Below are 23074 nucleotides of genomic sequence, written 5' to 3'. Positions count from 1 at the left end.
AAAGAAAGTATGACAGGGCTATCGGAATATAGAAGCAAATCCGCCGCATTATTACGCATTGTAACCTGTGCGGTAATCGTCCTTGCTCTGCTGGCTTGCGACAATGGGCAACCTGGCACACTGACCGACAATGGCGAAGTAATGCTCACACTCCGCATTTCGCTACCGACGGCAACGGACGGAAGTACCGCCACCCGCGCCATTACATCCAACGAGGAAAATGCAATAGACATAGCCCAACTGAAAGTATTGGTATTCAAGGCAAACAGTTCCACGGAAACGTTCAGCTATGAGGCGCCGCAAATACAGTTACAGGATGGAAAGTACATAGTGACCCTGAAACAAAGCCTGATAGGCGAGAAATACAGACTTGTAGTCATAGCCAATGCCGGAAAGAAACTACCCGTCATTCCGGATAACACTGCCAAAAACGATGTTCTGAAAATGATAACGTTCGATGCCACCGGAATGTGGAATGCAACCGGAACGACAAACTACAGCCGTTTCCCTATGTGGGGAGAAACGACTGCAACGCAAGCCATCACTCCTGCCACATCTTTGGGAAACATCACGTTGCTGCGTTCGCTGGCACGCATAGATGTGGGATGTATGCTAAATGGAGAAATAGCAGCAGGAATAAGCGGATTTACGTTGAAAACAGTCAGCGTGTACCGCACCAAGAATAAAGGCTACGCAGCTCCTGTAAACGGTGGGACAATTACCGATAACGTGGTTGCGTCCGTATCCATCCCCCCGGATGCCGGAACAAACGATGCGCTGACCTACACCTGCACGGACGGCAAATCACTGATACGGACTATCTACGTAGCGGAAACACCGCAAGGAAATGGCAGGGACAATAATGTATGCCTTGTCGTAGGAGGTACTTATGCGGGAAGCACGCATTATTACAGAGTGGACCTTACCAGCAGGGGAAGTTATATTCCGCTAAAAAGGAACTGCCGCTACATCGTGAATATCAAGGCGGTGAACAATGCGGGATATACCACGGAAGCAGCAGCACTTACGGGCGACAAGACATTGGTGATAGCAACAAGTATATCAGCAGAAGCGTGGAGCGGACAGACATCGGCAGGTTCGGGAACAATAACCATGCCTCAAAGTCCGGATCAATGGTAGCAGGTGCAAAAATGACAAACGGTTCATAAACGATTATTTTACCTTAAAAAAAATGAGACGAATGATAAGAAATATGTTATTCCATATATCGGTTGTCCTGCTGATAATCGGGTGCGGAAAATACGAGGACAGCATAGAGAACCCCTCTCCCAACAACATCCTCGTTGAGGTGGAAGCTCCCCAGACAAACGGCTGGAGCACGGAAGAGATTGCCGGCACACGAAGCGGAATAACAAAAACCGTCAAACAAAAAGGAGAATACGACTTGAATATGGAAGTGAGTACACTGTATTACCCCGCAGGATATGCAACCGATGAAGCCGCCACCCGCTGGGCAAACATGGAAGATAACATAACTTTCCGGGTCATAGCTTATAAATCGGCTACCGCCACCGAAATTTCCACTGCAAACTATGCCGGATATGGAGATTATAAGCTGTCGGGAAGCAGCGTACAAACCACAAAGAGCCTTATTCTCCCTATGGGGACTTATACATTCATCGTTTATTCATACGGCAATTCAAGCGCCATTACCACATTTACCAACAGCTCTACAAGTGTTCCCGTAACAAACGGGCAAAATTTTATGACGTATGTAAAAGCTGGAGTTGTAATTAACAATACAGGCAGCAAATATACGTTGAGTAACATCGTGTTCAAACATCATTGTGCACGATACAGAGTACAAGCCATTGCCCAAGCCGAAAGAATGGGAATAATTACGGCATGTACGGGTACAGTGACTCTGCCCAAACATAATGCTACCTATTCTTTCACAAACAATGCACTGACAGCACAAACCGGATCGGGAACGATAAATATCACTTGGAGCAGTCCGAATGCGATGAGTGTGTATAGCAATTACACGTATCTATTGCCGCAAACTTCTGCAAGCGTAACGATAAAATTGAATCTTACCATCGGCAACAAACCATTTAGCAATAGGAGCACAACATTATCCGGAGTGACTCTTAACGCCAATAACACCTATTACAACAACGTTTCATTCACCACAATAGAAGGGTATATTATCGGGGGAAATATTTGGGCAAACGGAAACTTATATTATACAGCAGAAACAAAAAAATATGGTATCTATCCCAATACACTGACATGCAGCAAAGCAAATAATGCTCCGGACTATTTTGTATTCAATAATCCGTTGCCAAATAATCCGGAACTTGTCACAACTTGGTCCGATTCAAGAGACCCATGTCGAAAAGTTGAACCTAATAGCACTTGGAGAACTCCTACTTTACAAGAGTTCAATAATTTGCTTTCCTATGCAAAAGGAGTACCCAAAGATGGATACACAATATACGGAGATGTATTAAAACTCCCATATAGTAGCTTTATGAGATTTACCGACGGACATCCGCACGAACCTTATTTTGATGCCATAGGATACTATCTATGCACTACGTACAACAGACATCTTCAAAATGAATTCATTGGGGGTGAAGACTCTTCAACAGGTGAAATAATAGCTTTTGTTATCCGGTGTGTACGAAATAAATAGCTTAAAATAATAAGAAATCATTGCTTTGTACAAATGAGAATATAGAATTTACATACACAACTTATATTCAACTTCCACTTCCAAAGCATTAAAACGCTCTAAATACCTAAAACAAAAACGTCTGATAAGAATATCTCTTTATTCAAATCAGAAATGTTTTGTTTGTTTGCTGTGCCTTCCCTGCACTGTGAAGTGCGGGGAGCACTATTTTATACAGACCTATATTTTCAAACCCAAAACAACCGTAACAAAGAACTCTTGGATGTTCATTAAAAGGGTAAATCATAACCGCAAGCAAAGTCCTCTTGTACAGACAACTTCCCCATACTATCCAAAAGAGCAATATCTTTAATTTTATTACGAAATAAAGAAAAGCAAGTATTTGCAAATCTAAAGGATAAATTCAAATGATTGTTTTTCCTGTTCCATTTCGTATTGCTTAACAAGGGCATCATAACTTAAAAATGACACACGTTTGTTCAATCGTAAATCATCGAAAGCATGAAAACGCATCTTAGCTTCAAATTCCGGTTTGCGTTTTATATCGGCAACAATAGCCATTCTTACATAGAAATCTTGCAGGTCGTTGAATTTCAGCAAAGAGTTCTGGATGTCCGTAGAATGCTCTATCTCAAAAAATGAATGAGGCATATTGCGTCCGTTAAACCATATCGTATCAATAGTAGCACTGCGCTTTATCAGTTGAGGATAGGAATAAGGCGGCTGTTCTGCAAGAGTAGAAAGTTCGTGTAACTTGTGCCCATCGTAGAATTTCTTGTTTTTATCTTGTTTGGGTACGAAAGTCTGCATGTTACGGAACTTCCCTATTATTAATAGAATACCTTGATAGTAAGTATGGTTGAACATTATAACATCATTTGAATCTTTGTTCTTCTCGGTTTCTACAATAATCCCCCTATCTTCTATTTGTTTTCTATACTTCTCAAGTCCATATAATCCGGGCTTTATCTTATAGATCCCCTTAGTCTGTTGCACAATGCGGCGGATACTGGCAAATGGAGTTTTTGTTTTCCATTCACAGTCGCTTATTTTAAAAACTTCTCTGTTCAGCTCTCCTAAAGTTGCGACTCCACCCAACTTATCTAAGGTTTCTATGACAGCTTCGTATTGTTTCATAACTACATTATTTTATCAACAGTGCAAATAACAGAAACAATAGAACAAGTTAAATACCTGTTCTATTGTTTATTTAAAATTATTACCTACAAAATTCATAACTACCGGCACTCCCCTCAAAAGTAAGCACTCCATCGGAAGCCTGCACCTCGGTCAACGGAATAAAGATGCAACCGTCCTTCTTTACTTGCCAGTTTCCTGCTTTAAGGTCGGTAATGACAAATTTATATGTACCCGTACCGTTAACTGTAAGGGTAAAATCTTTCTGCAGCGGTTCGCTGCTCCTGGCAAAAGTAACGACACGATCGGCTAACTGAACACCTACTATCCGGTCATCCTCAATACGCTGCACTGCGTTCAACCGATTGCATCGGTTATCGGCAACCTGTATCACATTCAGGAAGTTATCGGTAACGGCAGGGGCAACGGGTGAAACTTCTACCCGCCAGGCTCCGCGCTCGTTGGCATTGTCAAGATAAGGGGCTACGGCATCGTTGGGATAGTTAGTGCCGAACACCCAGTTTTCTTTGCCGGGACCGCCAACCTTATCGATACGAAGATTATCTGCCTGAGGTAAAAGGACGGTGTTGTGCAGCATACCGCTATCACCGTCTTTGGTGCGCCGCACGGTGAAAGTATTACCTTCAAGCGTGGGTTCTTCAATGCTATGCAGCAACCAGTATTTGCGGAAATCGGGACTGGAAGCCGATACTTTATCATATACAATAAGTGCGGCAGGCACTGTTTCGGACTTCAGGTTAAGGAATACAAAAGAACGTTTCGCCTCTTTCACTTTCCGGGTATAGGCTTGTGTTATATCCCCCTTCAAATAAGAATAATCGGGAGCCTGCGCGTCAGGACCAAATCCATGAGCCAACACTTTACCTACCGTATATTCCTCGGACAAAAGGCTGTCGAGCGAATTGCAGGTTTTCCAACCTTCGCCGCACATACGCTGCCCGCCGTCATTGGTTGCAAACCGTGTCTTTCCACCCCCGCCATAGTTCCAACAGCCGAACTTTTCGTCAGGATCGTACACCAGCAATGAATTATGGGCAATGGTGCGTTTGAAGTAATTTTTGTTGTTGGGACTGTTATAACCGCCCGAACTACCGCTATAAGCACCGGCATCGATAGCCAAAGGCCCTTTGTGGTAAATCTGGAAACTGCCGCCGTCCATGTGCTGGTGGTTACCCACAAATTGCTCATTAATTTTCATCTCGGCAATCACGCAGTTGGCATCCCAACCGGTACGGGCAATCATCCAGCCATAGGGAGTACCGGAATAACGTGTCAAAGGAAGGTCGTCGGGGGCCTTGCCTTTCAGGGTGTAGTCACGCCACAACAGTTCGTATATCAAACAATGGTTCATGGACTCGTTGCCCGACTTGTCCAACCGGGGATTACGCTCGAACTCATAAGCCAGATATTCATCTTTATAATAACTGGAAGCCAAAAACATAGGCGTCGGCATAGTAAGCAATGCAGGACGATTTTGCGGATAATCATCACCTGCAGGCATCAACACTCCGTCGGGACGCCGGCGGTAGATAATGTCGTAGAGTACGAACCTCGCCGAAGAGCTGTAAATGCTACCGGCTCCCATCTTATCCAGAATCCATAAAGGAAAGAGGTCACAGGCAAAGCGGACATGTACATAATTCGTGCCCTGGTGATAGTTCTGCCCTTCGTAAAAATAGTTGCGTGCCGGGATATAATCACGATAGAGCATGGTAATGACATGATTGTACATATCGGGATATTCATCATAAATGGCAATGCCTGCCGACAGCATATCGCGCATAATCATCCACTCCGACGGATGCCCCGCTATGGGTTGGTTATTGCGTGGCGGATAACCGCATTCCATACTCTTTGCCAGACGGATAAATTCTTTGATATAAGCCTGCTTCTCGGAACTCTTCATCTGGTCGTAGCACCAGTCATATACCATAGCCCCCGTTATCAGCATGGCTCCGCTGGCCCGCGACAAGTCGGAACGAGTGCCGAAAGAGGCACGCTGCAACGTATCGAGCATGGCTGTAATGGCCTTGCGTGCCAAACGTTTGTCACCTTCCAACAGATAGTCAAGGGCTTGCAACTGCACCCGCGATGTAACGCCGCGCATCTCGTAATAATAGCGGAAACCGCGGTTTGTAACGGCAGCTTCTTCCGCCGGAGTGCGGTCTTTGCTCAGCTCTTTCATAAGAGAGAGTGTCTGCTGTGCCTGAGGAGTTTTCAGACGTTCCTTCAACGCGGGTAAATCGGATGAGCGAACATACAAACGGGGATGCGTATGAGGCGGAATCGGTACATTAACTCCCTCTATCTCTTGCCAGGCCACTTCTTTCGGCAATTCCTGCGCCGAAAGACAAAACGAACTAAATATCAGGCTAAGTGAAAAGAAAATCGACTTGTGTTTCATAATGGATTTATATCAGATATTAATGCTGTAAAAATACAACAAAAAAATCAGGTAGCTATAAAAAACAAGCACAGAAACAAAAAGGATGTTCCCGTGCTTGATAAATCATTTAAATCTTGTACTGCGCTTATACCAGCTCGTCCGATGTATAACCTTGCGGCAACTCACGGCAGTTATAACCTGAAGCCATGATTTCACCATAAGCTCCGGCAGAGCGAAGGGCTATAAGGTCGCCACGCTTCACACCGTTCAAATCGACAGCCTTGCCAAAGACATCGGATGATTCGCAGATAGGCCCCACTACATCATAAGTTTGCTGCGGAGCATCGGAAGTAATGTTCTCTATCTTATGGAATGCCTGATAGAGTGCAGGACGAATCAAGTCCGTCATACCTGCATCAAGAATAGCAAACTGCTTATTAGTGCCTTGCTTTACATATAAAACCTTTGCAATAAGCGAACCGCACTGCCCCACGACCGAACGCCCCAATTCAAAATGAAGTGTCTGATAAGAACGGAGTTTCAGGCAGTTATCGTAGGTTTCGAAATAGCTTTTGAAATCGGGTACAGGCTGACGGTTGGGATGTCCGTAATCAATGCCGAGTCCACCACCCACATTAACGTGTTCGATACGTATCTGACGGGCTTCGAGTTTGTCCAACAATTCGTTGACACGATTACACAAAGCCACAAAATCGCCCATATCCAATATCTGCGAACCGATATGGAAATGAAGCCCGATGAACTTGACGTTTTTCATCTCCTGCGCCACGTCTATCACATGGTCCATATCTTCCATACTGATACCGAACTTGTTTTCCGCCAATCCGGTAGTGATGTTAGCATGCGTATGCGCACCTACATTGGGGTTGATACGGAAAGCAACATTGGCTACCTTGCCTTTGGCTGCGGCCAGTTCGTTGATAATTTCCAGTTCGGGTATGGACTCTACATTAAAGCAGAAGATATTATAATCCAATCCGAGATTTATCTCCCAGTCTGCCTTACCCACTCCGGCAAACACAATCTTGTCGGCAGGGAAACCAGCCTTGATTGCCGCACGGATTTCACCGCCGCTCACACAGTCCGCTCCCAACCCGCTCTCACGGATAATAGTCAGAACCTTAGGATTGGCATTGGCCTTTACCGCATAATGCACCGAATAGTTATCGTATCGTAACGCTTCGGTACGGATGCAGGAAAGGGTATCGCGCAGCACCTTCGTGTCGTAATAATAAAACGGGGTACGTAATTCGCGGAATTTGTCAATAGGAAATGTTCCTTTCATATAATTATTATGGGTTATATCTTCGTTTAGTTAAAAAGAGCGCTTTTATCAAGAAAGTAAAAGCGCTCATATCTACTGTTTTCTTTTATTACTCATTGAACAGCGCATCGCTGAGCGACTGCAAAGCCTGTTTCTTATCACATTCACGGATAAGGAAAGAAATGTTATAGTTACTGCCGCCAAAAGAAATCATACGTACCGGTATGTCGCGCATGGCATCGAGCGCTTTGGCTTCAAAGCCGACGTTCTCCCATTCGAGGTCGCCTACCACGCAGATGATACACATATCCTTGTCCACCGTCACCGTACCGTATTTCTTCAAATCGTCCAGAATCTCGTTGAGATGCTTGGTATTGTCGATAGAAACGGATACGCCTACTTCGGACGTACAAATCATGTCGATAGAAGTCTGGTAACTTTCAAAGATTTCAAACACTTTACGCAAGAAACCATGAGCAAGCAACATACGGCTGGACTTGATTTTGATAGCCGTGATATTATCCTTTGCAGCTACAGCCTTGATTTTGCCTTTCTCCGTATCGTTGGAGATGAGTGTACCCGGAGCCGTGGGATCCATTGTATTGAGCAGACGCACGGGGATGTTAGCATACTTGGCGGGCTGGATACAGGTAGGGTGCAGGATTTTTGCACCGAAGTATGCCAGCTCGGCTGCCTCTTCAAAATGAAGATGGCGCACGGGAGAGGTCTTGTCCACAATACGCGGGTCGTTGTTGTGCATACCGTCGATGTCCGTCCAAATCTGGATTTCGGAAGCATTGACAGCCGCACCTATCAGAGAAGCGGTATAATCGCTGCCGCCACGCTGCAGATTGTCTACCTCGCCATAGGCGTTGCGGCAGATAAAACCTTGTGTAATATAAATGTCGGCATTGGGATGCAACTCAAGCTGAACCTGAAGTTTTTCTTTGATGTAAACAGGATCAGGCTCAGCATTTTTGTCCGTACGCATATATTCTAAAGCCGGAAGCAAAACCGACTTCACACCACATTCCTGCAGATAGTAATTCATCATGGCGGTAGAAATCAACTCACCTTGCGCCAGCACTACCTTCTCCTCGAACAGCGTAAAAAGGTCTTTGGTGTAAGAACGGATATAGTCGAAATGAGATTTGATAAGTTCCAGACCTTTCTGCTTATATTCGGGAGTGGCATAAAGTTCATCAATGTGCTGGCGATATTTCGTTTCCAGTCTGTTGATAATCTCGTTAGCACCTTCCGGATTCTTCTTGTACAGATAGTCCGAAATCTCAACCAATGTGTTTGTGGTACCCGACATGGCAGAGAGAACCACAATCTTACGTTCACCATCGGTAATCAATTTGGCCACTTCCTTAATTCGCTGAGCCGAACCTACTGAAGTACCTCCAAACTTTAAAACTTTCATTTTCGTTTCTGTATTAAAATGTTATATAATCTTGTTTATTTCTCTTCTATTGACGACGCAACGGAATACTGCTCCGTTACGTCCGTTATCAAATGGTCGGCACAACGGTATACGCGCCCCGGATATTCCCAAAGCAACTGCATATTGTGCGTAGTCATAATAACCAGCGAACCCGCCTCACTGATACTATGTAAAAGCTGGGTTATGGCAAATCCCGTCTCCACATCCAGATTTCCGGTTGGCTCATCGGCAAGAATTACTTCCGGAGAGTTCAGTACAGCACGGGCTATCACGATACGCTGTTGTTCGCCTCCCGACAATTCATTGGGGTATTTATAACCTTTATTGCTCATACCCACCAATTGCAATACTTCGTTGATACGGTCTTTTATTTCTCCCTTATTCTTCCACCCGGTGGCACGGAGCACGAACTCAAGATTGTCATACACCGTACGGTCGGTAAGCAACTGGAAATCCTGAAATACGATACCCAACTTACGACGCAACTGCGGAATATGCTTGCGCTTGATATGCAACATATCATATCCCAACACTTCGGCATCGCCCGCCGCCACATCCAGTTCACCGTAAAAGGTTTTGAGCAAACTCGTCTTACCCGAACCGACTTTACCGATGAGGTAGACAAACTCTCCCTTATGTAACTCCAAGTTTACATCGTTCAACACACACAACTCCTGCTGGTGTATCTCCACATCTTTATATCGTATCAGCACTTCATCCATAACAACTTAGTGTTTCTTCCAATCCGCACTGTGACGTTCTTCCAGCTCACGTGCCAAATCTTCTATGCGATAACCTTTAGAGGTCAGCAATACGATAAGATGATACAGTAAATCGGCTCCCTCGTATATCAGACGCTCGTCGGTACCGTTGCATGCTTCAATAACAGTTTCAACTGCTTCTTCACCTACCTTCTGCGCCATTTTATTGACACCCGACCGGAACAGGCTGGTTGTGTAAGAGCCTTCCGGCATTTCAGCATGACGCTTGTCGATAAAGTCCTGAAGAAGTTTCAGGAACATAACGGGCTGTTCGTTCTTCTCTCCCCAGCAAGTATCCGTACCCGTATGACAAACCGGACCGACAGGATGTACCTGAATCAGCAAAGTATCCTTGTCGCAATCCTCTTTCATGGAAACCACGTTCAGGAAATTGCCGCTCTCCTCGCCTTTTGTCCAAAGACGATTCTTGGTACGGCTAAAGAATGTTACTTTACCCGTTTCTACCGTCTTATCATATGCTTCCCGGTTCATAAAACCTAACATAAGCACCTTGGCCGTGTCAGCATCCTGTATAATTGCCGGAACAAGTCCGTTCATTTTGTCAAAGTCCAACATCTTTTTAAGTTATAAGTTATGAGTTATTTTGTTGTGAGTTATTGTTATGAGTCGTTTTCATCCGTGCTTCGTGCAGCAGCGAATAACTTATAACTCATAACTTATAACTCCTTATCATCTTCTCATTGCGACTCCTTGGGCGCAAAGATACGATTTTAAATCGGGAATTTTAATTTCTCCGAAATGAAAAACGCTGGCGGCCAAGGCGGCATCTGCTTTTCCTTCCAGAAAGACATCACGGAAGTGCTCTTTCACGCCTGCTCCGCCCGATGCGATAACGGGTATGGAAAGTCTGTCGGCAAGAGCGGCAAGGGCTTCGTTGGCATATCCGGTCTTTACGCCGTCATGGTTCATACTGGTAAAAAGCACCTCGCCCGCACCGCGCTCCTGCGCTTCCTTTGTCCAGGCAAAGAGTTCTTTGTCGGTCTCCACACGCCCACCATTGAGATAACACCACCAACCCTTTTCCGTCTGCTTGGCATCAACAGCCAATACACAAACCTGCGAACCGAAATGCTTGGCTATCTCGTCAATCAGTCCGGAACGGCGAATAGCCGAGGAATTGACGGATATCTTGTCCGCGCCGGCATTCAGAAGCCGGTCTACATCACTCAGTTCATGGATTCCGCCACCTACGGTGAAAGGTATGCTGATGTTGGCGGCAATACGCTTCACCAGTTCGGCAAATGTCTTGCGCCCCTCAAAACTGGCGGTAATATCCAGAAAGACCAACTCATCGGCCCCCTGCTCACTATAAGCACGCGCCAGTTCAACCGGATCGCCTGCATGACGCAGGTTTACAAAATTAGTCCCTTTTACGGTCTGTCCGTCTTTGATGTCAAGACAGGGGATGATTCTCTTTGCTAACACTCTTCTTTTATTTATGATTTTGGATTTATGACTTGATTTACGTTGAGCAACAATAATGAATGCAATGTTACGCAAATTTATATCATAAACGCTTCCAGTTCTTTAAAAGTTATACGCCCTTCATACAATGCCTTACCGAAAATAACGGCAGGTATACCCGTTGCTTCCAGTTGGCGAATATCCTCGGCACAACTCACTCCGCCACTGGCTATAAGGTAAAGGTCGGGATGCGCTTCCAACATCTCTTTATACAGAGATATGGAAGGGCCTTGCAACATACCGTCGCAATTGATGTCGGTACAGATGACTTTACGAACACCTTTCCCGACATAATCTTTCAAAAACGGGAACAATTCGCAAGCACTCTCATCCTTCCAACCGTTGACGGCAATCTTATGGTCTTTCACATCAGCTCCGAGAATTATTCTCTCCGAGCCGTATGTTTGCAACCAGTGACAGAAACGTTCGGGATTCTTTACGGCAATGCTACCGCCCGTCACCATCTGTGCACCGCTTTCAAATGCAATAACCAAATCTTCATCACTCTTCACCCCGCCACCGAAATCTATAACCAAAGAAGTAAGGGAAGCTATCTGCTCCAGCGTGCGGTAATTTACCACATGGTGGGAAACGGCTCCGTCGAGGTCTACCACATGAAGGCGTCGGATACCATGCGCTTCAAGTTCCTTAGCTACTTCTACGGGGTTCTCATTATACACTTTCTTGCTGTTATAATCACCCTGGGAGAGGCGTACGCACTTTCCGTCGATGATGTCAATAGCGGGAATTAACTCTATCATTTCAATTAATTACGAATTATCAAATATCGGATTCTTTCACTATAAGTCCAAAAAGTTCTGCAAGATACGTTCGCCCACACTTCCACTTTTTTCAGGATGAAACTGGGTGGCATAGTAATTATCCTTATGCAAAGCAGCACTGAACGGAAGTATATAATCCGTTACGGCAGCCGTACAATCGTTAACCGGAACATAAAAACTGTGTACGAAATAAACAAATTCTTCTTTCGCAAAGCCTTTGAAGAGACTGCTACTGGTCTGCAAAATCGTATTCCAGCCCATGTGGGGTACTTTATCCTCATGCTTTTGCGAAACAAAGCGTTTCACGTCAACGTCAAAAATACCGAGACAGTCCACATCTCCTTCCTCCGAATGGCGGCACATCAACTGCATACCCAAACAGATACCCAACACAGGCTGACGCAGTTCTTTTATCAGTCTGCCCATTCCGCCGGCATTCAGGAAATTCATGGTTGTTTCCGCTTCACCCACCCCGGGGAAAATGACTTTATCCGCAGCACGTAGAACCTTTTCATCTGCCGTAATCTCCGCCTCAACACCCAAACGCCTCAAGGCATAATCAACCGAACGGATGTTACCTGCATTATATTTGATAACCGCAACTTTCATCAACCACTAATTAAATATTACTGTCTTATTCTTATACGCCAACACCTTACGCTCGATATGCTTCTGAACGGCACGAGAGAGAACGATTTTTTCCAAATCCTTGCCTTTATTCACCAGGTCCTGCACAGTATCCTTATGAGTGATACGCACCACATCCTGCTCGATGATAGGCCCTGCATCCAATTCCGTAGTAACGTAGTGGCTGGTAGCTCCTATAATCTTCACACCACGCTCAAATGCTGCATGGTAGGGTTTCGCCCCTACAAATGCCGGAAGGAAAGAGTGATGAATATTGATGATGCGGTTGGGATAAGCGCCTATCATCTTCTCGGAAATGACCTGCATATAACGTGCCAGTACGATGAAGTTCACCTTGTGCTTGGCAAGCAGTTCCATTTCTTTCTTTTCCTGCTCTTCTTTTGTCTCCTTAGTAATAGGAAACAGATGAAAAGGTATGCCGAAGCGTTCTGCTACATGCTGCAAATCTGGATGATTGCTTATTATAAGAGGTATCTCCACATTCCATTCACCTGCCGTATAGCGCGCCAGCAGATCGAACAGGCAGTGCGACATCTTCGACACGAAAATAGCCATACGCGGTTTGACATCCGAAAAATAAAGGCGAAAACTCATTCCGTACTTCTGCGCATACAATGTTTCAAAATAGTCCTCTATCTTCTCTTGAGGAACCAGAAAGCTTTCCAATTCCCACTCGATACGCATGAAAAAAATATTCTCCACATGGTCTACATATTGATCCAAATAGATAATATTACCTTTGTTTACCGTTATAAAATCTGTTACTTCTGCCAAAATTCCCGGCTGATCGGGACAGTGAAGTAACAGCTTCGCCGTTTTCATCATCCTAAACTCTATTTTTATTGTTCTCTAATTGCAATATTCTTGTCTTGAGTTCGCAAAAATAACGATTTATTGCAAAATAATGAACTTTTCAAACAAGAAGTTTAAAAGTTAGCGAAAATTGTTTCGTTTTCTCTATATATAGATGTCTAATCGCATACTAAATAACATATAAACAGAACATAAACAAGCTGCAAAGAGCAATTTTAAATATTTGTTAAACATTACATCTCTTATTTTTTACAACTTCCTAAATATGAGAACAAAAAGTAAACACAGACAAGAAGACTTGAAAAAAAGTTTATCACAGCTATTGCAGATTCAAAAAAAACGCCTACCTTTGCAACCGCAATCGAGAGAGATAGCAACGATAAAATGAAATGATGGTGCGTTAGTTCAGTTGGTTAGAATACATGCCTGTCACGCATGGGGTCACGGGTTCGAGTCCCGTACGCACCGCTTCTCAAGAAAGCAAAATTAGAAAAAGCTCTGATTCTTAATAGAATTAGAGTTTTTTTATTTGTTTGAGGTGAAGCAGAATATAGCGTTTCTGAGAAGTATGCCAGGTGCAAATTCAGGCTCAGCGGAAATATCTGGTTGGTAAGTTTTAAAATTAGCTATCTTTGCTTACCTTTGTTTTATGAAACCCGCACAACTCCTTCGTGCCATCCTTCCGGATGTGCTTATAGACAACTTTGATATTGTCAATTTCGACAAGAGTGCTGACCGTTTTGATATTTATCTTGATGAAAAAAAAGTTCAACTAAAAGAAGATAAGATCAATCCGGATATCATATCCTATGGTTTTGGTGAGTATCGTACAATCCAAGACTATCCTATTCGTGGTCGCGCCACTTATCTCCATGTTCGTAAACGTAAATGGCTTGACAAATCTTCCAATGAAATCTTCAGTTATGACTGGGATTTATCCGAATTTGACGGTACACGGCTCAATTCTGAGTTCGTCTCTTTTTTAAAAGAAGGAGATTGAATCTACTCCTGTGAGCATCAGTGTGCTTGCGGAACGTTATGGCGTAAAAGGGCAGACTCTTCGTAAACAATACAAGGAGAAAATCAGTGATTACCGGAACTGGGATCAGCTCGAACATGCGCATGACTATCTCCTTTATCCTGAAAATATTGGAGAAAAGCTTTCTTTGGATGAAACTTGCCTGAGCAATGGAGATGTTTATACGATTCTGACCAATAAAGCAGCTAAAGGTCGTAAGGGTGCTTTAGTTGCAATAGTTCGTGGAGTGGCCACAGATGCGGTAAGCGGAATCTTGCGCAGGCTTCCGCACCGGAAACGGCTGTCTGTCAAGACTGTCACTACAGATTTATCTTCAGCCATGATGCTGACAGTCAGAAAGGTGTTTCCTGCCGCAAAGCTGATCAATGACCGTTTTCATGTACAGCAGCTCATGTCTGAAGCTGTTGACCAGTTAAGAATACGCTATCGGTGGAAAGTACTTGATGCGGAAAATCAGGCTATCAGGGAGCATCGCCAAAAGAAGAAAGAAACAAAGAGTAAGGCGGAAAGGGAAAGAATAGGGAAATGGGAACCTGAAAGAATGGAGAACGGAGAAACCCTGCCACAGATAGTAAGCAGAAGCAAGCACATTATACTGAAACACTGGAGCAAATGGAATGAACAGCAAAAGACCAGGGCTGCCATTCTCTTTGATAAATTCCCCAAGCTTCTGGAAGGATACAGCCTTAGCATGAAACTGACAGACATCTTCAACAAGAAGTCAGGTCTCGATGAAGCAAGGCTAAATCTCGCAAGATGGTACAATGAAGTGGAAAAGTTTGACTATATGGAGTTCAACAAGGTACTTGATACGTTTTCAAACCATAGTACGACCATCATAAATTATTTTGAAGAACGATTGACAAATGCTTCAGCGGAGTCGTTCAATGCTAAAATCAAAGCTTTTCGAAGCCAGTTAAGAGGGGTGGCTGATCTGAAATTCTTCATGTTCAGACTGGCTAGGCTATACGCTTAAAAGAAAGCTTGCCAACCGGGGAAATCCGCTGACCCCAAATTCAGGGTCCTTTTAGGAGCAAGTGAAAAAGCACCTGAAACGCATAATAATCGGAATAGTCCGAGATAACGGATGGGCTGACTTTTACCCCTTGCCGGAAAGCGCAAGAGGCTATTCCGAAAAGAGGAAACCTGCCTGACTTTTCTGACTTCAGATAGAATCTTTTTATCCCCAACACTCATAACAATTCATTTTCTGCTGCTTACCAAAACAATATCGTCCCGATGTTTCACAACACCGGGACAACACTACAACATTTTTACGAGAACACTATCTCTTAAACATTATCAATACTAACTTTACACAACTATAAGCTTGGAATAATTCAGTTAGTCTACATCTTAGGACATAAAATTCCGAACAAATGCTGTGCCAAAATTAGAATTACAAGATAGAAAACTAAATATCAACAAGATAGAAAACAATAGTCTTTCATCTTAATGTGGAATTGTGGAATATTAATGTGGAATTATAGTATAATTTTCCACAATAGCGCAAAAGCCATCAGTATTATATAACTGATATTAAACCACTTACCTTTTTATACCATTTTTGGCACAGCCTTTGTTATACTATCATTGAAACCTACAGTAGATTTGTAAGATAGAAACCAAAGTGTTAATTAGAACGTATTAGTAAAAAAGGTAAAAAGATATTCTGATCTCTCATTCATAAAACTCTTGTAACATTATGCTTTCATTCCGGGCTGTGAAGTACCGGAATGATTTTTTCAATATCCCTGCTTCAAACTTGCGCAACGCTTCAAATGTCATTCGTGTCTTTCTTTTCAAGAGCAACCACTTTATTATAAGAATAGTGCCATACCTGACAGCACAATTGTTAAAATCGCATTTTTCATAATTATTTATTTTTCTGTTGTCTCTTATTTGTCACTTCTTCAGTATAGCCTCCGGTGCATCTTCTTTTAATGAAAGCACGTTCCCGCCATACAGTTTTGAAATTAAAAAAAGAAAGTACACTGTAATACAGAAATCCGAGACATATTGGCACATAAGGCTTTTCAACAAACAATCCTCCGGCACGTACTTCACGGGTATAGGATGCCGATTCGGAAAAAGCTGTTCCTAAGCTGAAAGAAGGAATGACAGATTCTGCACATACCACCGATACCGTCAACACAAAATAAACGGCCAAGGCAATCATCGATTGTCTGACTACCCGCTGCTTGACCGATTTACTGACATTGAAAAAAGCGAAACGCATTCTGTTGAGCACAGTTGCAAGGTAAAGAATGATGATTGTATAATCCCCCTCCCGCATTGAATGCCCAAATGCAAATGCAAAAAGCCCATACAACGGAATAAACAGCCGTATTGAAGCCTTGAGCGGCATAGCTGCCATAAAAAGTCCCGAATGCACCATAACAAATTCAAATGCCATCAGGATTGCCAGCGAATATACCTTATAGGCATCATCCGGTCCGGCAAACAACCATAAATATAAGTATTGGCAGGCAATCAAGGCTGTCTGTGCCACTTCTACATATTCACAAGGTCTGTCTATACGTTCTATGATATTCATAATTCAGCCCTCATTTTACTTATTTTTCTCAAAGCAAATCTATTGAATTCTTTCTTATAGAGTCATACTTTTTCACTAATTTCGTTTTCACTTCTTATCCGCTCTTTCCCTATAATCATCCGGAACAAAGACAAACCTATTTCTCTACCGGATGTAATTCAATTTTAAATATAGTACAAAGTTTTAAACTATAAGCACTTGCTTTAAATTATTTCAAGAAAAAGCATGAAAAGCATCTGTATGATGCTCTGTTTACTATATCATGAGGTTGAAAAGAACCGGATAACGGAAGAATTACTTTTGTGTATGCAACATGAAGAGGGCGCACAGGAAAAGATTGAAGCATATAGTAACGTTCAGAAAAAGGCGCTCGTTGATTGGGCTAATTCTGCAAAAACAGAACAAACTAAAGCAGACCGTATTACCAAAATCATTATCATGGCGATGAATGGAGTTATCGGATATATTTGATAACCTTGGCTGGCACTCCCCCTACGATTGCATCCGCCGGAACATCTTTTGTCACCACCGCCCCGGCTGCCACCACCGCATTATCGCCAATCGTCACGCCTTGCAGAATAGTGGAATTTGAGCCTACCCACACATTCCTGCCAAGTATAATAGGTGCAGGATAAGTCGTATGGCGGTCTTCGGGAGCAAGCCCGTGGTTGAGGGTTGCAAAAACGACGTTATGCCCTATCTGGCAACCGTCTCCCAATGTAACCCCACCGTGATCCTGAAAATGACAGCAGGCATTGATAAATACGTCATTACCGATTTCAATATTCTTTCCGAAATCCGTATAAAACGGCGGGAACACCCGCAGTGAGGGTGGAACGGGCTTTCCAAAGAGTTCGGAGAGCAATGCTCTCACCTCATCCGGAGCATGGAAAGATGCATTCAGTTTGAATGTGATGCGTCTTGCCTCATTGCTCATTTCATCCATAAAACGATGTATATCTTCCGTGTCAAGAGCTTTTCGTGTCTTTACATATTCTAAAAAATTATCAAGTGTCATGGTTCTGAATATTACATAGATTACACTGCAAATGTAAATGAATGGCGGCAGCGCTCGTGTGAATGAATTACGGACATTTGTAACCTATTTACTGTTTCTGTGCGGAGAGGTGTACTACATATGCTTTTATTCTCTACATTTGCGTAGAACTAAAGAACAATACCTTATGAAAGAAGTTATTAAACTGGACACGGTAGACCAATACAACCGACTCTTCGGACTCGAAACACTACACCCGCTGGTAAGTGTGGTAAACCTGTCGGAAGCCACCAGATTTCCAACGCATTTCACGATGAACTACGGGGTGTATGCCCTTTTCCTGAAAAACGTCAAATGCGGAGACATCCGTTATGGCCGGCAGATTTACGATTATCAGGAAGGAACGGTCACCAGCTTTGCCCCGGGACAGGTGGTTGAGGTGGACATGCCGCAAGGAGTACGGCCGAACGCCCACGGCCTGCTGTTTCACCCCGACTTGATTAAAGGAACTTCTTTAGGACAAGACATCAAACATTATTCATTCTTTTCGTACGCCTCGGCCGAAGCCCTGCACCTATCCGAAGAAGAAAAAAGCATATTCACAGATTGTCTGGAGAAAATAAGAATGGAACTCCAACATCCGATCGACAAGCATAGCAAACGTCTGATTTCACGGAACATCGAACTGCTGCTGGATTACTGCATGCGCTTCTACGAAAGACAATTCATTACCCGTTCGGAAAGCAACAAAAGCGTACTGGTAAAATTCGAAGCCTTGCTCGACGATTATTTCCAAAGCGACAAACCGCAAACGGACGGACTGCCTTCCGTAAAATACTTCGCCGACAAAGTGTTCCTGTCACCCAACTACTTCGGTGACCTGATAAAGAAAGAAACCGGAAAAAGCGCACAGGAATACATCCAAACCAGAATGATTGACATAGCCAAAGAGATGATTGCAGGAACGGAAAAGACGGTCAGCCAGATTGCCTATGAACTGGGATTCCAATATTCGCAGCATTTCAATCGCATCTTCAAGAAGAATACGGGATACACACCCGGAGAATACAGAAAGCTGCAAATATAAAGGATACCGATAAGATTATCCTTATGAAAAAAGAAATACTGAATATAGAGACCGTACATCAGTGTAACTGTTGTATGGGCTGCAAGACGCTGCATCCGTTGGTAAGTGTCGTTGACCTATCCGAAGCCAATCTGGAGCAGCGTACCATCCGATGTGATTTCTATACGATTATCCTGATAGAAGGGGAAGCCGGAAAACTTATGTACGGACGCAAATACTACGACTATTCCAACGCCACACTGATATTCCGTACGCCGGGCGAGTCCATTAAGCTGGATATAGACAATATGCTTGCTCCAAAAGGGCGAATGCTGGCTTTTCATCCGGATTTAATGGCGCACACTGCATTGGGGAACCACATCGGAGACTATTCCTTCTTTTTCTACAAACCGAACGAGTCGCTGCATCTTTCATCGCGCGAAAAGATGAAAATCACAGAGTGCATCCACAATATCGAAGAAGAACTTCGGCATGCCATAGACCGCCATAGCAAAACTTTGATATCGCGCCATATCGAGCTATTGCTGGATTATTGTGCGCGCTTCAACGAACGCCAGTTCATTACCCGTTGCGAGGCCAATAAAATAATTCTGCACAAAATCCATTCACTTCTGAACGGATACATCTTGTCCGGCAGGCTGGAAGGCGGTGCGATGCCCACAGAAGAATATTGTGCAGACGCTCTTCACTTGTCACCTTGCTATTTCCGCGACCTGCTCAAGTTCGAGACCGGAAAAAGCATGCACGAATACTTTCAACTGATGCGGCTGGACATGGCTAAGAAGATGTTGCGGAACAAGGATTATACGGTCGGCATGACAGCCAGGAAGCTGGGATATGCAAACTCACAGCACTTCACCTGCCTGTTCAAGAAGATAACGGGAATGACACCGACGGAATATAAATATGCCCAGAATTAAAAAGGATTATCTTGCCGGCATTGGCACAAAACAAACGCCACAAACGGTTAAATCGCACGAATATACTGCAAACATTCCCGAATATTTTAAAATACTCCAAACCAAGTGCCTTTACCGATTGTTGTCCCCCACATAACTCTAAAACTTAACTGATATGATTAATTATGTGGATAAAATGGCGGATGCCCTGGTGGATGTGCTAAAGTATTCGAACCAGGATGTGGAATGGGTGGAGCCCGATGACATGAAACCCAATGACGGCGTACAGCCCGAATGGTTCTATCCTGCCATAGAAAATGCGGAGTATTCCGAAATTACCGCTATCCTGCAATATACCCAGCAGGAAGCCGTCTTTGAAGATGAAATCGGCGAACTGATGCTGGGCATCGCCTTGGTGGAAATGAAGCATTACGCACACATACGGGACGCCATCGTAGCACTGGGCGGTACACTTCCCAAACCGTATGACAGCAAGAACGTCAATATAGGCGAAACACCCGTCGAAGCGCTCATCCTCGCCGCGCATTCGGAAGTGGCCACTATCGGGTTCTACAAGTCGGTGAAGGAACGAATTACCGCAAGTACACCAACCGCAGACATTGCCCGCAAGCTGCTGACAAAACTGATTGCGGACGAAAGCCTTCACCTCAAACTGCTTACCCGGCAACTGAAGGTCATGGCAGGTAACGACAAGAAGTATGACGAACTCATGAAGAAGATACTGGACTGACAAAGTATTACCGTTTTTCTCAATAATTCATTACCTTTGCAGCAAAATTACAAATAAACGAATCAAAACAATAGGGAACAATGAGTGTACACGATTTATGCTGCATCGGTTATATTACACAAGACAAGATAGTTACCACCAAGAACACGATATACATGCCGGGCGGCACTTCCTTTTACTTTGCGCATGCCATCAAGCATCTCGACCCGAACGGCTTTTTATTGGTCACATCCCTTGCCCACACGGAGATGAACGTTGTGGAAGACATACGGAAAGAAGGCATTGAGGTAAAGGCTCTGCCCAGTGCCCGTTCCGTCTGCTTTGAAAACATATACGGAGAAAACCAGAACGAACGTACGCAACGCGTCACGGCAAAGGCCGACCCGTTTACAATGGAAGGCCTGCAGGACGTCAATGCACGGATTATCCACCTGGGCAGTCTGCTTGCCGACGACTTTTCATTGGACGTCATCAAATACCTGTCGGGCAAAGGCCTGCTATCGGTAGACGTTCAGGGGTTCCTGCGCAAGGTGGACAATGAAAAGGTGCTGCCCGTAGACTGGCCGGAAAAGAGAGAAGCCCTGAAGCACATCCATATCTTAAAGGCCAACGAAACCGAAATGGAAGTCCTTACCGGCTGCAAAGAGCCTCACGAAGCCGCCCTGCTCATTGTAGACTGGGGTGTGAAAGAAGTGCTGCTGACGTTGGGAGACAAAGGTTCGCTGATATATGCCAAAGGACAGTTCCATGAAATTCCCGCCTACTCCGCCCTGCAGATAGTGGATGCCACCGGATGCGGAGATACTTATATGGTGGGTTATCTGTATATGCGGAACAAAGGCGCATCCTATCGGGAAGCAGGCTGCTTTGCCGCTGCCATGTGCACCATCAAGCTGCAAACACACGGACCATTCTGCGGAACAGAGGCTGAAATCAGAAGGATAATCAATCCTGCATAAAAGACAACAAACGTTTCATTAAGGAGAAACTTCGGTTTCCCCTGATGAAAACAATAATTTCCCCTGATGGAAACGGAAGTTTCCTCAGGAGAAACTAAAAGTTCCCCGCCGTGGAACAAGTCGTTCCCCACCGGGAAACGGTTTGTTTCACGGTGGGGAACATATCTGCCGAAACCTTAGCCACGTCCGGAGAAAAGGATGCAGGCAAAGTAAGGCCTGAAAGAGATACAAATTATAGGTAGAGCAAAGAGCTGCCCTTATCGGTTCGGTGCGGCTTTAGCCTTGCGGCCGATACGCCGTATCCACAGATAATAGCCCGTCAGCGGAAGCGTTCCGCCCAGCAATGCGGCAATGAATGTCAGTACACGGGTAAACATACCTCCCCAACTGCCCACATGCACGGAATATATCCAGCCGCGTATCCTGCCCGAAGCATCGGCATCCTTATACAAGGCGGTTCCGGTGATTTCGCCGTTGCTCGGATTAAAGGTATAACGGTCGGAAGCCCGCTGATTGCCGAAACGTTCAAAAGATACGGTGGCAGAACCATTGGAAACCGTAATCTGTTTATAGCCGTTGTTACGTTCTTTCAGTTCCTCATAAACCTGTTGCCAGCAAGCATATGAAGTAGCAGCCGCTTGCGGGGCATCGTGATGCCCCGTCCCTTGTTTGGCCTCTACTCCAAATACCTTATAAAAGCTTGCGCGATACCAGGGGAAAGACCATGTAAGCCCGGTCAACGCCATTGCCAGAAGCAAGACAAGCGCATACATGCCTCCCGCCACGTGCAAATCGTGCCAAAAGCGGAACCGGCCTTTATCGGCGACAATCTTCAGGCTGTTCTTCAGGGCTTTCTTTGTGCGGGGCCACCAGATGACAATGCCCGAAACCAGTACGAACACGAACATCAGCGTACTTACCCCCACAACCATCTTGCCCCAGAATATTCCGCCGTCCGGCTTCATGCTGTCCAGCAGCCAGCGGTGCAGGCGAAACATGGTGAGGAAGAACGGCGCACGCTCATACCTGCCTTTTACCTCACCGGTATATTGGTCTACATAAACGGATGCCCGCCGCGGTTTCGACAGACTGACCCGACAGGCACGTTCCGCATCGGAAGAGATGGAGATGCCTGTAACAGCAACACCGTCCGGCAGTGTTTCGGAGACTTTCTCTATCAGGTATTCCACGGGAAGCGGAGCGCCGCTTACCTTTTCCACATAATAGAGGTCGCGCCTGCACAGCTCCATTACTTCGTCTTCAAATACCAGCGCAGCTCCCGAAAAGCAGATAACCGTAATAATCAGCCCGAAAGGGACAGACAGCCACAGATGTATTTTACGAAATGCTTTCTTCATTGC

Annotated in this window: 22 protein-coding genes and 1 tRNA gene; 10 read left to right on the top strand and 13 right to left on the bottom strand. The window is 44.6% G+C overall.

What is annotated here, in order from left to right:
- Positions 1–9 precede the first annotated feature (9 nt).
- A complete protein-coding gene (locus tag NQ565_RS09640) occupies positions 10–1140 on the top strand; it encodes a hypothetical protein (RefSeq protein WP_005652617.1) in 1131 nt (376 codons plus the stop codon).
- Between the two features lie 61 nt (positions 1141–1201).
- Positions 1202–2659, top strand: a complete 1458-nt coding sequence (locus NQ565_RS09635) for a hypothetical protein (protein ID WP_005652619.1) — start codon at positions 1202–1204, stop codon at positions 2657–2659.
- 390 nt (positions 2660–3049) lie between these two features.
- Here the strand turns inward: NQ565_RS09635 and NQ565_RS09630 are convergent, their stop codons facing one another.
- The 10 genes from NQ565_RS09630 to purU form a co-directional block, all read right to left on the bottom strand.
- On the bottom strand, positions 3050–3796 hold the full coding sequence (locus tag NQ565_RS09630) for a hypothetical protein (protein WP_005652623.1): 747 nt from the start codon (positions 3794–3796) through the stop codon (positions 3050–3052).
- Between the two features lie 82 nt (positions 3797–3878).
- The gene (gene hepB / locus NQ565_RS09625) at positions 3879–6221 is read right to left on the bottom strand and encodes a heparin/heparin-sulfate lyase HepB (RefSeq protein WP_005652625.1); all 2343 of its coding nucleotides are present in this window, start codon (positions 6219–6221) and stop codon (positions 3879–3881) included.
- Positions 6222–6348: 127 nt separating this feature from the next.
- Positions 6349–7509, bottom strand: a complete 1161-nt coding sequence (lysA, locus tag NQ565_RS09620; protein WP_005652626.1) for a diaminopimelate decarboxylase — start codon at positions 7507–7509, stop codon at positions 6349–6351.
- Positions 7510–7597: 88 nt separating this feature from the next.
- On the bottom strand, positions 7598–8914 hold the full coding sequence (locus tag NQ565_RS09615) for an aspartate kinase (protein ID WP_005652628.1): 1317 nt from the start codon (positions 8912–8914) through the stop codon (positions 7598–7600).
- Positions 8915–8949: 35 nt separating this feature from the next.
- Positions 8950–9657 (bottom strand): cell division ATP-binding protein FtsE, encoded by a 708-nt coding sequence (locus tag NQ565_RS09610; protein WP_005652630.1) that lies wholly within the window; start codon positions 9655–9657, stop codon positions 8950–8952.
- A 6-nt stretch (positions 9658–9663) separates the two neighbouring features.
- Positions 9664–10272 carry a bifunctional phosphoribosyl-AMP cyclohydrolase/phosphoribosyl-ATP diphosphatase HisIE gene (gene hisIE / locus NQ565_RS09605; protein WP_005652632.1) on the bottom strand — a complete coding sequence of 203 codons (609 nt, stop codon included), beginning with the start codon at positions 10270–10272 and terminating at the stop codon, positions 9664–9666.
- Positions 10273–10386: 114 nt separating this feature from the next.
- Positions 10387–11142, bottom strand: a complete 756-nt coding sequence (hisF, locus tag NQ565_RS09600) for an imidazole glycerol phosphate synthase subunit HisF (RefSeq protein WP_040315556.1) — start codon at positions 11140–11142, stop codon at positions 10387–10389.
- Positions 11143–11219: 77 nt separating this feature from the next.
- Positions 11220–11942: a 1-(5-phosphoribosyl)-5-[(5-phosphoribosylamino)methylideneamino]imidazole-4-carboxamide isomerase gene (hisA, locus tag NQ565_RS09595; RefSeq protein WP_005652635.1), complete on the bottom strand. Its 723-nt coding sequence runs from the start codon at positions 11940–11942 to the stop codon at positions 11220–11222.
- A 39-nt stretch (positions 11943–11981) separates the two neighbouring features.
- Positions 11982–12572: an imidazole glycerol phosphate synthase subunit HisH gene (gene hisH, locus NQ565_RS09590; protein WP_005652637.1), complete on the bottom strand. Its 591-nt coding sequence runs from the start codon at positions 12570–12572 to the stop codon at positions 11982–11984.
- 6 nt (positions 12573–12578) lie between these two features.
- On the bottom strand, positions 12579–13436 hold the full coding sequence (gene purU, locus NQ565_RS09585; protein WP_005652639.1) for a formyltetrahydrofolate deformylase: 858 nt from the start codon (positions 13434–13436) through the stop codon (positions 12579–12581).
- 382 nt (positions 13437–13818) lie between these two features.
- Here purU and NQ565_RS09580 point away from each other — a divergent pair.
- From NQ565_RS09580 to NQ565_RS09570, 3 genes are all read left to right on the top strand, one after another.
- A tRNA-Asp gene (locus tag NQ565_RS09580) sits at positions 13819–13892 on the top strand.
- Between the two features lie 181 nt (positions 13893–14073).
- Complete coding sequence (locus tag NQ565_RS09575) at positions 14074–14424, top strand: ISAon1 family transposase N-terminal region protein (protein WP_005652161.1); 351 nt, start codon at positions 14074–14076, stop codon at positions 14422–14424.
- 10 nt (positions 14425–14434) lie between these two features.
- Entirely contained in the window at positions 14435–15439 is a 1005-nt protein-coding gene (locus NQ565_RS09570; protein ID WP_040315553.1) for an ISAon1 family transposase, read from the top strand.
- A gap of 900 nt (positions 15440–16339) precedes the next feature.
- On the opposite strand, the gene NQ565_RS09565 is transcribed toward NQ565_RS09570, so the two are convergent.
- A complete protein-coding gene (locus tag NQ565_RS09565; RefSeq protein ID WP_005652645.1) occupies positions 16340–17020 on the bottom strand; it encodes a hypothetical protein in 681 nt (226 codons plus the stop codon).
- A gap of 225 nt (positions 17021–17245) precedes the next feature.
- On the opposite strand from NQ565_RS09565, the gene NQ565_RS09560 reads away from it, so the two are divergent.
- Positions 17246–17491, top strand: coding sequence for a YdeI/OmpD-associated family protein (locus NQ565_RS09560; RefSeq protein ID WP_005652647.1), 246 nt, complete (start codon positions 17246–17248; stop codon positions 17489–17491).
- Here the strand turns inward: NQ565_RS09560 and NQ565_RS09555 are convergent.
- Positions 17475–18038: a DapH/DapD/GlmU-related protein gene (locus NQ565_RS09555; RefSeq protein ID WP_005652649.1), complete on the bottom strand. Its 564-nt coding sequence runs from the start codon at positions 18036–18038 to the stop codon at positions 17475–17477. The genes NQ565_RS09560 and NQ565_RS09555 overlap by 17 nt on opposite strands.
- A gap of 166 nt (positions 18039–18204) precedes the next feature.
- Here NQ565_RS09555 and NQ565_RS09550 point away from each other — a divergent pair, with 166 nt between their 5' ends.
- The 4 genes from NQ565_RS09550 to NQ565_RS09535 all read left to right on the top strand — a co-directional run bounded on the left by NQ565_RS09550 (position 18205) and on the right by NQ565_RS09535 (position 21713).
- Positions 18205–19104: a helix-turn-helix domain-containing protein gene (locus NQ565_RS09550; RefSeq protein ID WP_005652651.1), complete on the top strand. Its 900-nt coding sequence runs from the start codon at positions 18205–18207 to the stop codon at positions 19102–19104.
- 23 nt (positions 19105–19127) lie between these two features.
- Positions 19128–20024, top strand: a complete 897-nt coding sequence (locus tag NQ565_RS09545) for a helix-turn-helix domain-containing protein (RefSeq protein ID WP_005652653.1) — start codon at positions 19128–19130, stop codon at positions 20022–20024.
- Positions 20025–20178: 154 nt separating this feature from the next.
- Positions 20179–20754 carry a ferritin family protein gene (locus NQ565_RS09540; protein WP_005652656.1) on the top strand — a complete coding sequence of 192 codons (576 nt, stop codon included), beginning with the start codon at positions 20179–20181 and terminating at the stop codon, positions 20752–20754.
- A gap of 80 nt (positions 20755–20834) precedes the next feature.
- Positions 20835–21713, top strand: a complete 879-nt coding sequence (locus tag NQ565_RS09535; RefSeq protein WP_005652658.1) for a PfkB family carbohydrate kinase — start codon at positions 20835–20837, stop codon at positions 21711–21713.
- 257 nt (positions 21714–21970) lie between these two features.
- On the opposite strand, the gene NQ565_RS09530 is transcribed toward NQ565_RS09535, so the two are convergent.
- Positions 21971–23071 (bottom strand): PepSY-associated TM helix domain-containing protein, encoded by a 1101-nt coding sequence (locus tag NQ565_RS09530; protein ID WP_005652662.1) that lies wholly within the window; start codon positions 23069–23071, stop codon positions 21971–21973.
- Positions 23072–23074: the final 3 nt, after the last annotated feature.

This window comes from Bacteroides stercoris ATCC 43183, from assembly GCF_025147325.1.
In the GTDB taxonomy this organism is placed as follows: domain Bacteria; phylum Bacteroidota; class Bacteroidia; order Bacteroidales; family Bacteroidaceae; genus Bacteroides; species Bacteroides stercoris.
Note: the sequence above shows the minus strand (reverse complement) of the source record. Positions and strands in the feature narration are given on the sequence as shown.